This window comes from Paenibacillus sp. FSL M7-0656 (assembly GCF_038003225.1).
In the GTDB taxonomy this organism is placed as follows: domain Bacteria; phylum Bacillota; class Bacilli; order Paenibacillales; family Paenibacillaceae; genus Paenibacillus; species Paenibacillus amylolyticus.
On the sequence record NZ_JBBOOT010000001.1, the window covers coordinates 6,771,291 to 6,784,614 of the forward strand.

General features: G+C 45.8%; 11 protein-coding genes. 10 read left to right on the forward strand and 1 reads right to left on the reverse strand.

Annotated elements, in window-relative coordinates; all coding sequences use genetic code 11:
* Positions 1–57 precede the first annotated feature (57 nt).
* The 8 genes from MHI01_RS29600 (at position 58) to MHI01_RS29635 (ending at position 9,630) form a co-directional block, all read left to right on the forward strand.
* Positions 58–2,313: a stalk domain-containing protein gene (locus MHI01_RS29600; protein WP_036674972.1), complete on the forward strand. Its 2,256-nt coding sequence runs from the start codon at positions 58–60 to the stop codon at positions 2,311–2,313.
* 338 nt (positions 2,314–2,651) lie between these two features.
* A complete protein-coding gene (locus tag MHI01_RS29605) occupies positions 2,652–3,116 on the forward strand; it encodes a Fur family transcriptional regulator (RefSeq protein ID WP_017687564.1) in 465 nt (154 codons plus the stop codon).
* Between the two features lie 2 nt (positions 3,117–3,118).
* Positions 3,119–3,370, forward strand: coding sequence for a membrane protein insertion efficiency factor YidD (gene yidD / locus MHI01_RS29610; RefSeq protein ID WP_017687565.1), 252 nt, complete (start codon positions 3,119–3,121; stop codon positions 3,368–3,370).
* Positions 3,371–3,826: 456 nt separating this feature from the next.
* A complete protein-coding gene (gene metG / locus MHI01_RS29615; RefSeq protein ID WP_445744916.1) occupies positions 3,827–5,851 on the forward strand; it encodes a methionine--tRNA ligase in 2,025 nt (674 codons plus the stop codon).
* Positions 5,852–6,094: 243 nt separating this feature from the next.
* Entirely contained in the window at positions 6,095–7,153 is a 1,059-nt protein-coding gene (locus MHI01_RS29620; protein ID WP_340984725.1) for a metal ABC transporter substrate-binding protein, read from the forward strand.
* Between the two features lie 99 nt (positions 7,154–7,252).
* A complete protein-coding gene (locus tag MHI01_RS29625; protein ID WP_036614907.1) occupies positions 7,253–8,011 on the forward strand; it encodes a metal ABC transporter ATP-binding protein in 759 nt (252 codons plus the stop codon).
* Positions 8,012–8,063: 52 nt separating this feature from the next.
* On the forward strand, positions 8,064–8,867 hold the full coding sequence (locus tag MHI01_RS29630) for a metal ABC transporter permease (RefSeq protein ID WP_017687569.1): 804 nt from the start codon (positions 8,064–8,066) through the stop codon (positions 8,865–8,867).
* Between the two features lie 49 nt (positions 8,868–8,916).
* The gene (locus MHI01_RS29635) at positions 8,917–9,630 is read left to right on the forward strand and encodes a cytochrome c biogenesis CcdA family protein (RefSeq protein WP_017687570.1); all 714 of its coding nucleotides are present in this window, start codon (positions 8,917–8,919) and stop codon (positions 9,628–9,630) included.
* 146 nt (positions 9,631–9,776) lie between these two features.
* Here MHI01_RS29635 and splB read toward each other — a convergent pair whose 3' ends face one another.
* Positions 9,777–10,847, reverse strand: a complete 1,071-nt coding sequence (gene splB, locus MHI01_RS29640) for a spore photoproduct lyase (protein WP_340984726.1) — start codon at positions 10,845–10,847, stop codon at positions 9,777–9,779.
* 192 nt (positions 10,848–11,039) lie between these two features.
* On the opposite strand from splB, the gene mntR reads away from it, so the two are divergent.
* Entirely contained in the window at positions 11,040–11,468 is a 429-nt protein-coding gene (mntR, locus tag MHI01_RS29645; RefSeq protein ID WP_036614415.1) for a transcriptional regulator MntR, read from the forward strand.
* Positions 11,469–11,678: 210 nt separating this feature from the next.
* Positions 11,679–13,289 (forward strand): family 10 glycosylhydrolase, encoded by a 1,611-nt coding sequence (locus MHI01_RS29650; RefSeq protein WP_340984727.1) that lies wholly within the window; start codon positions 11,679–11,681, stop codon positions 13,287–13,289.
* The last annotated feature ends 35 nt before the right edge of the window (positions 13,290–13,324 follow it).

Sequence of the window (13,324 nt, forward strand, 5' to 3'; positions counted from 1 at the left end):
ATGACTTTTTGAGGGGGATATTTATAAAATGGGAGCAGAAGGAGCCAAAGACAAAGAATGAATTTGAAGAAGAAATTGTCCATACTTACCGCTTTTGCTGTGTTTCAGGCGTTTGCAGTGATTCCTGCCAATGCACAATCAGCAGATCAGAGCGATACTACATCAGTGAATACAGCCAAAGTTAAATCCGTGGAGGTTGTGAAGAAAGAACAGACCATCGCGGAATCCGAAGTGAAATCCGGAACAAACACTCCAACATCAAATAATGAAACAACTGAAGAAGTGAACCCTCCTGAGACAGATGTTCCTACAGGAACAGACGCGACTCCTGTTGAGCCGGTAATTGAACCTATGGACGAAGAAGGTACAGCTGAGGAAACACCAGCACCTGCACCAGTAGAAGTGGAGCAACCATCTACAGGCGGTTCATCTGTTGCTGGAGGCCGGGGTGGAGACCTCACTCTTTATATGAACAGTAATAAAATGATGCAAGATGGCAAAACATATCTTGCTGGACAGCCGATGGCTGTAAAAAATGGTGTATCCTATGTAGCGATCCGTGCGCTCGTTGATCGGGTTGGCTATGATGTCAAATATGATAACACAACTAAAGAAACGATCATTATTAGTGGTGAAGATGAGCTGCGTTTCAAAACAAACAGCAAGATCTATACCGTTAATGGTGTGTCCAGAACGATGAAGGGCGCGGCTTATCAACAAAAAAATACGTTCATGGTGCCGTTGACTTCAATTACACAGGCTCTGGACATTACGTATAAAGTAAATCAATCTGCCAAAACGGTTGTATTGAATCTGAGTACCAAACCGGTGGCAAGCTTCACGGTACAAAAAGAGGTCTTTGCCGGAGACCAGGTAACCTACACAACCAGATCCAGCTCTCCCAAGGGACTCAGCATTGTAGATGAGCGTTGGACAGGCCGTCAGGATTCATTCGACCAACCAGGTGTATACACAGTAACCTATGCGGTCCAGGATTCAAGTGGTCAATGGAGCGATCCGTATTCGGTTACTATTAAGGTTGAAAGACCGAATTTGCCACCTGTGGCAATGTTTACGACAGATAAAGAAGAATACAAAATGGGTGAGAAAATCACTTATATTGATCAAAGCACAGATGATGAGAATGCAATTGTAAAAACCGAATGGGATAACAATGCACTTGCATTCTTTGTTCCAGGACCGAAGACCGTAACGATTACAGTTACCGATAAACATGGTGCTAGCAATAGCTATACCAAGATGATCAATATTACGGGAGAAACACTTTATAGTGTGACTGACTTTAATCAATTGTTCACACCAGTCGGTGAGAAGTTCACTTTTGACGGTGGTGGAGTACCGGCATTGGAGAAAGTACCTTTCACTTATTATGATGAACCAAGTCTGCTGATCCGCAGTAACAGCCCGGAAACCGTGAATACGGAAGGCATTGTGTACAAGGAATCTTCCTTTGGACAGACACGCTTCATGATTCACCATGTGAACAACACGGGCAAAAGCGTAAAAATGTATGTTGTAGCGACAAACAACAATGCATACACGGCATCCATTGACCAGCAAAACATGGGTTTTGCAGGACCGTCTCCTTTTGCAACGGTAGCTGGAAAGCTGTCGATTGACCGTTGGTTCCAGTCGATGCAGAATGGTACCGGACAAAAGAAAGTGTACATCCAGCCAGGAGAAAGCAAGCTGATTCTTAATGATCTGAGCGTTCTTCCGATGAAACAGGGACAAGTCATTTCCTTGTATTCGGATGTATTCAGTGACTATGAACTGGATTACAACATTATCATGATCGAAGAAAACAAGGACCCGATGGAAGTGTTATCGAGCCTGCCGGTTCTGGATCGTGATGGAGTTCACAACCGTGGTACCTATCCAAATGCAACACGGATCATTACGTATGATCAAGAAGTAGGGTCGAAACCTGCACGTCTTCCACTTGGAGACAATGCAAGTGATCCAAACCTTGTAGGAACGGACCCTATGGCTTTCACTGAAGCGTCCAACGCGGGTAACTTCGGTGTATTGTACAAAATTACATTGAATAATGTTGCTCCGCGCACGTTGATTTCATTCAACCCTCGTGGAGGCAGATATTCAGGTGTGGCACTCGTGAATGGACAGGTCGTTCAGATTTCCACAGGTAAATCTGTAACTGCACCTAATGAGCAAAGTGTTATGTATCGCACAGGTTCGTACGGCGAGAGTGTAACTATTCTCTTCTCGGCGGCACCAGGAAGTAACTTGCCTGTTAACCTGCTGTTCACGCCGCTTCCGGCTGAAAAGTAATACCATGAACATGCACGGACGGTTTGGAGTGAAAGCTTATATCATATATACCCGTTCACCCCAAAAGTCGCCCGAACGATTGATCATCTGAACCGTCAGGAAGGGACTCCATCAAAATGTAATGTCATTAGCTCAAGCTAGACTAATGGCAATGCATGTGCATGGAGTCCTTTTTATGTGATGTTGGAATGACCTAACCCGGTGTCTTCGTTGACTCTAATCGTAATTTGATGCATTATTAGAGGTATACAAGAAAGCAAAAGTTTTTGCTTTTGCCGAATAAACTGTCGCTCTATGAATGATGCAAAATGCTCGTATGACAGGAGGTGCTTTAGATCATGCTGTCGACAGAACAGATTATTTCAACCATGTCCTCACAGGGGCTTCGCATTACCGATCAGCGGAAAACACTGGCCCGGTTATTTGCCGAGTCTCCGGGGTATCTTACACCCAAGGACGTCTATGAATATATGGGTAAGACATACAGCGGACTGAGTTTTGACACAGTATATCGGAATTTGCGGGTGATGCAGGAACTGGGTGTACTGGAACAGGTCATCTTCGAAGATGGCGTTAAATTCAAAGCGCACTGTAGTGAAGATCATCATCACCATCATATGATCTGTCTGAAGTGTCAGAAGACATATCCTATTATTTTTTGCCCGATGCAGCTTGCAGATGCGCCTGAGCAATTTCAGGTTGTAGACCACAAGTTCGAGGTATTTGGATATTGTAAGGACTGTGCAGAGCATGCTCCGGCCAAAGCGGCATCGGGACATACACACGCTCATGGGAAGCACTGACCATGAAGTTATCGCGCAGAATTGCTCAGGCACCCATTCGGGTGTACCGCAACTATATCTCTCCATTAACACCGCCAACATGTCGGTTCTATCCGAGCTGTTCGGCTTACGCCATGGAGGCGATTGAAGTGCACGGTGCGCTCAAAGGTTCGTTGTTAACAGCGAAACGTATTGCCAAATGCCACCCGTTTCATCCAGGCGGTGTAGATCTGGTGCCACCAAAGGCGGAGAAATCCATGATGGTATCAGAGTAACGATGTAGCCTGAAGCATTCGGTTGGCCTGGAGGCAGGCCGGGATTGAACTTGAGGATGCTGTCCACTTGACAAAGGGGTCCGCATTTCAGTATATTTTTCCTATATGATTTTCCAGTGAAGGGATAAGTACAGACACACCCCCAGTGCAGAGAGCCGGATGAGCTGAGAACCGGTCTGGGAGGAGGATGGAATATGGTCCCGGAGGAACCTCTTTCGAGCGTGCAGACAGTGATTTCATAGCTGCTGTCGTAAGGCTGAGGCGTGATCCAGCGTTAATGGGCGGTCGAAGGACCGACAGAGCCTGTGTTTTGCGAAAAACATGGGGAATTTGGGTGGTAACACGTGAGAGCAACTCTCGTCCCATAGGGGCGGGAGTTTTTTGTGTTCTTTTTTAAGTTGTTTTGGACGAAGGGATCACATGAAGCAGAAACATTTGAAGGAGGAGAAGTCATTCATGGCTGACCAAAAAACATTTTATCTGACAACCCCGATTTATTATCCGAGTGACAAATTGCATATTGGGCATGCGTATACAACTGTGGCGGGAGATGCGATGGTTCGTTACAAGCGTCTACGCGGTTACGATGCTCATTATCTGACAGGAACCGATGAACATGGCCAGAAGATTGAGCGCAAGGCACAAGAGAAAGGACAGACACCGCAAGCTTTTATCGACGATATCGTTGTGGGGATCAAGGAACTGTGGAACAAGTTGGACATTTCCAATGACGACTTTATCCGTACAACCGAAGAGCGTCACAAAACCATTGTTCAGGATATCTTTGACCGTTTGCTGAAACAGGGAGATATCTACAAAGGGGAGTACGAAGGCTGGTACAGCATTCCGGATGAGACGTATTACACAGAGACTCAACTGGTGGATGTAGAGAAGAATGAGAATGGTGAGATTATCTCGGCCAAGAGCCCGGATAGCGGACACCCAGTTGAATTGGTCAAAGAAGAATCTTACTTCTTCCGTATGAGCAAATATGCAGATCGTTTGTTGAAATATTATGAAGAGAACCCGGGCTTTATTCAGCCGGAATCCCGTAAGAACGAGATGATCAACAATTTCATCAAGCCAGGTCTTGAAGATTTGGCCGTATCGCGGACTACATTTGAATGGGGCGTCAAAGTTAAAGGCGATCCAAAACACGTGGTTTACGTGTGGATTGATGCGTTGTCCAACTATATTACAGCACTGGGCTACGGTTCATCCGATGCATCCCTGTATAACAAGTTCTGGCCTGCGGATGTACATCTGGTAGGTAAAGAAATTGTTCGTTTCCATACGATCTACTGGCCAATTATGTTGATGGCGCTGGACTTGCCTTTGCCGAAGAAAGTGTTTGCACATGGCTGGTTGTTGATGAAGGATGGCAAGATGTCCAAATCAAAAGGCAATGTCGTTGATCCGGTTACCCTGATTGACCGTTATGGTCTCGATGCACTGCGTTATTACCTGCTGCGTGAAGTACCGTTTGGTTCCGATGGTACGTTTACACCGGAAAGCTTCGTAGAGCGTGTCAACTCCGACCTCGCAAACGATCTGGGTAACCTGTTGAACCGTACCGTTGCCATGGTAGACAAATATTTTGAAGGCAAAGCCCCGGCGTTTGCTTCGAATGTAACGGAATTTGATGCTTCGCTGGAAGAAGCAGGCCATGCTACGGTGGAAAAAGTGGAAAAGGCGATGGAAAACCTGCAGTTTTCCGTAGCACTGACAGCGATCAGCCAGTTTGTCAGCCGCACCAACAAATATATTGATGAGACGCAGCCATGGGCGCTGGCTCGTGATGAAGCAAAACGCGATGAATTGGCATCCGTTATGGCTCACCTGATCGAAAGCTTGCGAATTGCTTCGATTCTGTTGCAACCGTTCCTGACACGTGCTCCTCATAAAATCTGGGCACAGCTCGGCATTCAGGAAGGTGAACTTACGGCTTGGGATACAGCCAAGCAATGGGGTCTGGTTCCAGCTGGAAACGCATTGCAAAAAGGTGATCCAATCTTCCCGCGTTTGGATTCCGAACAGGAAATTGCTTATATTTCCGAAGCAATGACTGGTGGCCAAAAAGCAGCACAGCCTGAAACAAGTCAAGCAGATGCTGGAGCTTCAGCACCTGTTGAACCGGTAACCGCACCTGAAGGTACGGAAGAGATCGGTATTGACGATTTTGCCAAAGTTGAACTGCGTGTCGCGCAAGTCATTGCCTGCGAACCGGTCAAAAAAGCGGATAAGTTGCTGAAATTGCAGCTCGATCTCGGTTATGAGCAGCGCCAGGTCGTATCTGGAATTGCGAAGTTCTATTCGCCAGAAGAGATGGTTGGACGCAAAGTCATCTGTGTGACCAACCTCAAACCGGTTAAACTTCGTGGTGAACTGTCCCAGGGTATGATCCTTGCAGCATCGCATGGCGACCAGCTTACACTTGCAACAGTACCGGACAACATGCCTAATGGCGCACAAGTGAAATAAGAATTGAGTTATGAAATTGATTCAAATTCTGTCATAAAAATGACACAAGGTGGCCCGATGTAATTCGGGCCCCTTTTTTTGTTGATATAAATCGCATCTTAAGGGAAGAGAACAAGCATATACTGTTATGAACTCCGTACTTCAGGAAAGAATGAATAGGACGAGATAACTTGACAAGTAGGTTCAGGTTACCTATAATTCTTTCAGTAATGTTTACGATTAAGAGATGCGGAGTGAATCATAATGACATTTTATAAAGTGCAACATCAAGCTCAGGATAACCGGATAGGGAAGACGAGCAAAAGAGGCAACATAAAGTTACCTTGGACGGGTTTGCTTATTCTCACTTTGCTGGTATTGTCAGCTTGTGGGCAGGATAGTTCCAATAGTGCGAAGATTGTGGAAGGTAAGGTAAACGTTGTGACGACATTTTATCCTGTATATGCTTTTACAACTGCAATTGGTGGTGAGGATGCCAATGTTATTAACTTGCTGCCAACGGGAGTAGAGCCACATGACTGGACTCCGAAGAGTCAGGATATCGTTAATACGTCCAAGGCACAGCTGTTTTTCTATAATGGAGCTGGACTGGAAGGATGGGTGCCAAATTTCCTGAAGTCGCTGAATAGTGATACACAGGTGAAGTCTGTTGCCGTTAGCGAAGGTGTTAAGCTGTTAACCGCTGAGGGTGATGATGGGCACGGTCACGGCGAAGAGCACGAAGACGAGCATACAGATGAACATACAGATGAGGCTACCAGTGAAGATGTCGCTGATCATCATATTGATCCACATACGTGGGTTAGTCCGAAATCAGCGATGATCATGGCTGAAAACATCAAAAATAGTCTGGTCGAGGCAGATCCTGATCACAAAGCAGGTTACGAACAACGTTATGAAGCGCTTCGTACGAAGCTTGAGACGCTGGATCAGCGTTTTACAGATGAATTGGCTAACGTACCAAACAACGAAATTGTTGTCTCGCACCAAGCATTTGGCTACCTTGCACGTGATTATGGATTAACGCAGCATGCCATTATGGGACTTTCCCCGGATGCTGAACCGACAGGACAGGATATTGTGAAGCTTGCGAAACTCGTTAAAGATGAAGGCATTAAATACATTTTCTTCGAAGAGCTAGTATCTGACAAATTGGCGAAAACATTGGCAAGTGAAGCAGGAGTGGAGACCATGGTCCTTAATCCGGTTGAGGGATTGACCAAGGAGCAGGCAACAAACGGGGATGATTATTTCACCCTCATGGAGAAAAATTTGCAAAATCTGCTGATCGCATTAAAATAAGATATAATGAAGAATTCAGATCGAAGAGTCTTTACCGTTCACGGTGAAGGCTCTTAGGACGCTATGGGATTCTTATATATAATGAAGGGCGGCTTTGCCATGCAGCAAATCATGCCACTATGTCATGATCCAATTATAGAGATCGAGAAACTATCATTTTCCTATGGGGACCAGCGAGTGATTGAGAATCTCGATTTTATGGCCCAGGAACGGGACTTTGTCGGGATTATCGGTTCCAATGGGGCGGGTAAAACGACATTGCTGCGCATGCTGGTAGGACTTCTTCCTCCTGCGCAGGGAGATATCAAACTATTTGGACAGTCGATCCGCAGATTCAAGGACTGGGACCGAATCGGGTATGTGCCTCAAAAGAATGCATTTAACCCGTTGTTCCCTGCGACCGTTCGTGAAGTGGTCATGTCAGGCTTGTATAATAACAAAAACATGTTCCGTCGTATGTCTCGCAAATGCCAGCAACAGTGCACGGATGCGATGCAGGTCATGCGGATCGAGGATCTGGCGAACAAACGTATTGGTCAATTGTCCGGCGGACAGCAGCAGCGTGTATTTTTGGCACGAGCGCTTATCAATCACCCGGATCTGTTGATTCTGGATGAACCTACCGTAGGTATTGATGCTGAATCACAGGCCAGTTTCTTTGAACTGATTACCCATATGCATGAACATCACCGAATGACTTTTCTAATGGTGTCTCATGATATGGATCGCATGGAGAGTTATCTGGGTTCTGAAGCTGTTGTAACGAATGGCAAAATTAATTTTCATGTCCGTCATTCGCATGAGGTACAGGATTGTGCTGAGACCAATCTGCAACATACCACTGCACAGGTACGCTAGCCGTATTTATGGCCCATTAGATTAGAGTAAGGCCGAAGGAGTCGTGTTTGTTTTGGAAATATTAATGAGTGATTTTTTTCAGCGTGCCCTGGCGGGTGGGTTGTTAATTGGCATTACCGCTCCGTTAATCGGACTGTTCCTGGTCTTACGGCGGTTATCCATGATCGGAGACACCTTGTCTCATGTGACCATTGCCGGTGTTGCACTTGGATTCCTGATTGAAGTGTATCCCATTGCAGTGGGCCTGATATTTGCCGTGCTTGCTTCATTTGCAATAGAGAAATTGCGCAAAGCGTACAAGAGTTACGCCGAATTATCGATTGCCATTATCATGTCCGGTGGCGTGGCTCTTGCTTCCTTGTTCTTTACGCTGGGCAAAGGATATAATGCAGATGTCATGAGTTATTTGTTCGGCAGTATATATACATTAGACGCTACGGATCTGAAGCTCGTAGGTGTGGTTACGCTGATCGTGGTGATTGTAGTGGCATTGTTACATAAGGAATTTTTCCTGCTCAGCTTTGAGGAAGATGCGGCAGCGGTTACAGGGTTGCCTGTGAGAATTCTGAACATGTTGATCACTGTGATGACAGCACTTGTCATAAGCACGGCGATCAAGATTGTCGGTGCGCTCCTGGTGTCAGCGCTATTGACCATTCCGGTAGCGGTCAGCCTGCTGATGGCCCGAAGTTTCAAATCCGCCATTATTTTGTCCGTGGTGATTGGCGAAATTGCCGTAGTCCTTGGACTGGTTGTAGCAGGTATCTGGAACCTCGCACCTGGAGCAACGATTGTATTATTGCTGATCATGATGCTGATTCTGACGATGATTGGAAAAAAAGGGTTCCGAGCCTGACGGCTAAACGAACAAGCACGAGAGCCCGGGGAAGGGAGACATCCGCTTCATGCCTGATGTTAATGTATGGATGGCTTTTGTAGCAGGTTTGGTCTCATTTATATCACCATGTTGTCTTCCGTTGTATCCATCATACCTCTCCTACATTACAGGTATGACGGTGCAACAATTGAAGGATGACCGCAATCAGCGAGAAGTCCGTTTTAAGACGATGACGCACACGCTGGCGTTTATTTTAGGCTTCTCGGCTGTATTTTATTCGCTTGGCCTTGGTGCTGGACTGTTTGGCCAATTTTTCAATGACAACCGGGAACTGATTCGGCAATTGTCTGCCATTTTGATTATGCTTATGGGGTTATTTTTGCTTGGTGTGTTCAAGCCACAGTTTCTGATGAAGGAACGCAAGCTGGATATGAAATGGAAACCAGCAGGCTATCTGGGCTCTTTTATATTTGGTATTGGTTTCTCGGCAGGCTGGTCGCCCTGTATTGGCCCCATTCTGGCAACAATCATTGCGATGGCTGCAAGTGAGCCTACAACCTGGCTGGCGTTGATTACAGGTTATACGGCAGGGTTTGCAATCCCGTTTTTCATTTTGGCGTTTTTCATTGGTTCGACACGCTGGATCTTACGGTATTCCAATGTCATGATGAAAGTTGGGGGAGCATTAATGTTGTTCCTTGGTGTATTGCTTTTTACAGATCAGATGACGAAGATTACGATCTGGTTGCAGCAGATTACACCAGACTGGATGATTATTTAAACGGATGAACTGAATTCGAGTATTCTTATGTATGGCATAGCAGGCTACATGTTACCAGAGACATTCTGGGTCATGTAACCTGCTTTTTAATCGTTTGTTAGGAATGCCTATACGAGCATATCATTACGGGCAGTCGCGTTTTTCGTTTAGGTGAAGTAATCAATACTGGCTAGTGGGAAATGTTCAAAGATCCGTTCCGTAATGAATTCGCGCAGCGCATCTTGCTGGTCATCCTTATACACATACTTGTACTGACCCCAGCGGCCCCATTTCATCTTACGTTTCTCGATATCCATCTCCAGCTTGCTTTTGGGATAACGTTTCTCAATGGTTGCTTTGGCCGTTTTGGTAAAACGGTGCTGGATCATCTCAAAGGTAAGATCCTTGGTTGCTTCCTCTGGAAGCGTATCTGCCAGCTTCTGCAACAGATCCGAGTATCCTTCTTCCCAGCCTTCATACCACATAATCGGAGCGATAATGAATCCCAGGGGATAACCGGCGTGTGCAATTTTTCCAGCAGCTTCAATGCGTTCCTCAAATCTGGAGGTAGCCGGTTCAAAGTTTTTGATAACATAATCCGAATTGACACTAAACCGGATACGGGTGTGGCCGTTATGCTTAATGTTCAGCAACGGATCAACGTGATGGTATTTGGTTACAAATCGCAAGCGCCCATATTCTTCTTCCGCCATAAAACGAATCAGGTCACTTAAATTCTCCGTGATATGCTCGAGTCCTACGGGATCAGACGTACAGGCAGCTTCAAATCGTGTGATTTCAGGCGCGCGTTCTTCGATGTATCCTTTGGCTGCCTGAATGATCTCCTCGGTATTGACATAGACACGGACATAAGGTTTCGCACCAAGTGTAGTTTGAAGATAACAATAATGACAGTGCCCCATACAGCCTGTAGAGATGGGAATGGCATATTCCGCTGAAGGTTTCGACTGGTCAAACTTGAGTGTCTTGCGCACACCAACGACCAGAGTACGCTTTGCCATTCGATATTTTTCTTGTTCGGTTTCACCCGGCAAGTTTGTGATTCGATTATGGGATGTGGTCATCTGATAAGGTATGTTTTTGGATGTCACCCATTCCATAATCCGTTTGCCTTTGTCATATGCCAACGCACCGGGTTCAAAATACACCAAATCGGGAATAAAGGGTTTAGTACCTTTTGCTTTACGAACTGGCGGTGAGGCTACACTTGTACTCACGAAATCACTCCTTTCGATGCGGAACTTTGCTTAGTTTGCCTCATTTGGGGAGAAGTCACGCCTGCCAATTACTTGTGTAACAGCGCGCTCCGAACTGTACAGGACTTGCCAATGCGTATTGATAACATGTATCATTATAAGATAGGGACCAGGCACGAATAGGGGCCGGTCAGAGAGAAAAGAGGGAAGCAGATGCCAACGCCCAGTATGGAAGATTATTTGGAGCGTATATACAAATTAATTGATGAAAAGGGCTATGCTCGTGTGTCTGATATAGCTGAAGGACTGGAAGTACATCCTTCATCGGTGACGAAGATGATCCAAAAGCTGGACAAAGACGAGTACCTGATCTATGAAAAGTACCGCGGACTGGTGCTTACGCCAAAAGGCAAAAAGATGGGCAAACGTTTGATGGAGCGCCATCATCTGCTTGAACAATTTTTGACAACGATTGGTGTTCAGGAACAAAATATCTACAATGATGTTGAAGGCATTGAACATCATCTGAGCTGGGACTCCATTACATGCATCGAGTCCTTGGTTGAATACTTCCGTCAGGATGAGAGCCGGTTGCGTGACCTCAAAAACCTTCAGGATGTCATGAGTAATACAGAATCTTAAGTTTCAGCAGTGGAATGCACATGGTGATATACAACGAATCGTATCCCGTGATTCAAAGGATGCTTCTTGCCGTTTCAATGGCAGGAAGCATTTTTTTGTGTGCAATCACACCATAATTTGGTGATTTTCGCAACTAAACGAACGGTAGGAGCGTCTATTAAACTAGTAGAATTTACCGCAAATTTATAATGATTTTGGAGGACTGCACTAATGAACGTTCGTAAAGGATTGATGCTGCTGCTCATTTTTGTACTTGGATTACAGACAGCAGGCATGACGGCACAAGCGGCCGGGCAGAAGGAAATCGCTATTTTTCTAGACGGCAACCGTTTGGAATCGGATGTATCACCCTACATCTTGCCTAAAGTAAATGTAACGATGGTGCCTCTGCGTGTTATTAGCGAAGGACTGGGTGCGTCTGTTCTATGGTCTCAAGCTACTCGTACCGTGACCATTAAGAAATCCGATTCGGTCATCTCTATGACGAGCGGACGCCAGCAGGCGACGGTGGATAACGCTGTAGTTGGTCTGGATGCATCGGTCGAATTGAAACAAGGTCGAGTCATGGTACCCATTCGATTCGTCAGTGAGAACCTGGGCATTCGAGTGAACTGGAATCAGGCTGCCCAGACCATTGATCTTTACACAGGAGACGAATCAGTCCCAACTCCTGAACCAACCCCGGTAACCCCAGCGGAGCCTGGAGGCACGGGCACTGTACCAGCTTCTGAAGAGATGCGGGGAGCCTGGATTTCCACTGTGAATGGAGACTGGCCTACATCCGGTGCCAAGGGAAATGTAGAGAAGCAAAAACAGGAGTATACGAAACAGCTAGATACGTTGCAAGGTATGGGCATTAATGCCGTATTTGTCCAAGTGAGAGCCAATGGGGATGCCATCTATCCTTCAGGTCTGGTACCTTGGAACAGCGTATTGACAGGAACACAAGGTAAAGATCCAGGTTATGATCCCCTCGCGTTTATGGTTGAGGAAGCACACAAACGGGGCCTGGAGTTCCACGCCTGGTTTAATCCGTTTAGAGCAACGAACTCAGCAAGTACATCAAACTTGGCTGCAAACCACATCTCGAAGCTTCATCCCGACTGGATTGTGAATGCATCCGGCAAAATGTACATTAACCCGGGTATCCCGGAAGCCAGACAGCATATTATCGATACGATCATGGAAGTGGTCAATCAGTATGATATTGATGGTGTACATCTGGATGATTATTTCTATCCGTCCAATGTGACTTTTAATGATGATGCGGCTTTCAAAACTTACAACACATTAAATACTAAAGACCGTGCTGAATGGCGTCGGGACAATATCAATCAGTTCGTTAAGCAGCTCGGGCAGAGCATTCACAGCGTGAAAGCTAACGTTGAATATGGAATTAGTCCATTTGGTGTATGGCGTAATAAATCCGTTGATCTGACAGGCTCTGATACCAAAGCAGGAGTAACCGCGTATGACAGCATGAATGCAGATGTGCGGACATGGATTAATCAGGAGTGGATTGACTATGTTGCCCCTCAGGTATATTGGAGTATGACATTGAACGTAGCCCGATACGACAAAGTCGTGGACTGGTGGGCGAATGAAGTGGCTAACACAAATGTAAAATTGTATATCGGCCACTCGCCTTATAAGTTAGGTACGCCGGAAATTGGCTGGCAGACATCACAGGAGATCATCGATCAGCTGAACTACAACAAGAAGTATGGTTCGGTAAAAGGGGATATATTCTTTAGTTCACAGTACCTGACGAAGAACCCTCTCGGCTTGATTGCCAAATTAAAAGCCTACTATGGTCTATAAAACATTTTAACAATACAGTGATAAGACAAACCCTT

Excerpts from the sequence above, each read along its gene's own strand:
- MHI01_RS29600 (WP_036674972.1), top strand. The coding sequence starts at position 58 with ATGAATTTGAAGAAGAAATTGTCCATACTTACCGCTTTTGCTGTGTTT.
- MHI01_RS29605 (WP_017687564.1), top strand. The coding sequence starts at position 2,652 with ATGCTGTCGACAGAACAGATTATTTCAACCATGTCCTCACAGGGGCTT.
- yidD (WP_017687565.1), top strand. The coding sequence starts at position 3,119 with ATGAAGTTATCGCGCAGAATTGCTCAGGCACCCATTCGGGTGTACCGC.
- metG (WP_445744916.1), top strand. The coding sequence starts at position 3,827 with ATGGCTGACCAAAAAACATTTTATCTGACAACCCCGATTTATTATCCG.
- MHI01_RS29620 (WP_340984725.1), top strand. The coding sequence starts at position 6,095 with ATGACATTTTATAAAGTGCAACATCAAGCTCAGGATAACCGGATAGGG.
- MHI01_RS29625 (WP_036614907.1), top strand. The coding sequence starts at position 7,253 with ATGCAGCAAATCATGCCACTATGTCATGATCCAATTATAGAGATCGAG.
- MHI01_RS29635 (WP_017687570.1), top strand. The coding sequence starts at position 8,917 with ATGCCTGATGTTAATGTATGGATGGCTTTTGTAGCAGGTTTGGTCTCA.
- mntR (WP_036614415.1), top strand. The coding sequence starts at position 11,040 with ATGCCAACGCCCAGTATGGAAGATTATTTGGAGCGTATATACAAATTA.
- MHI01_RS29650 (WP_340984727.1), top strand. The coding sequence starts at position 11,679 with ATGAACGTTCGTAAAGGATTGATGCTGCTGCTCATTTTTGTACTTGGA.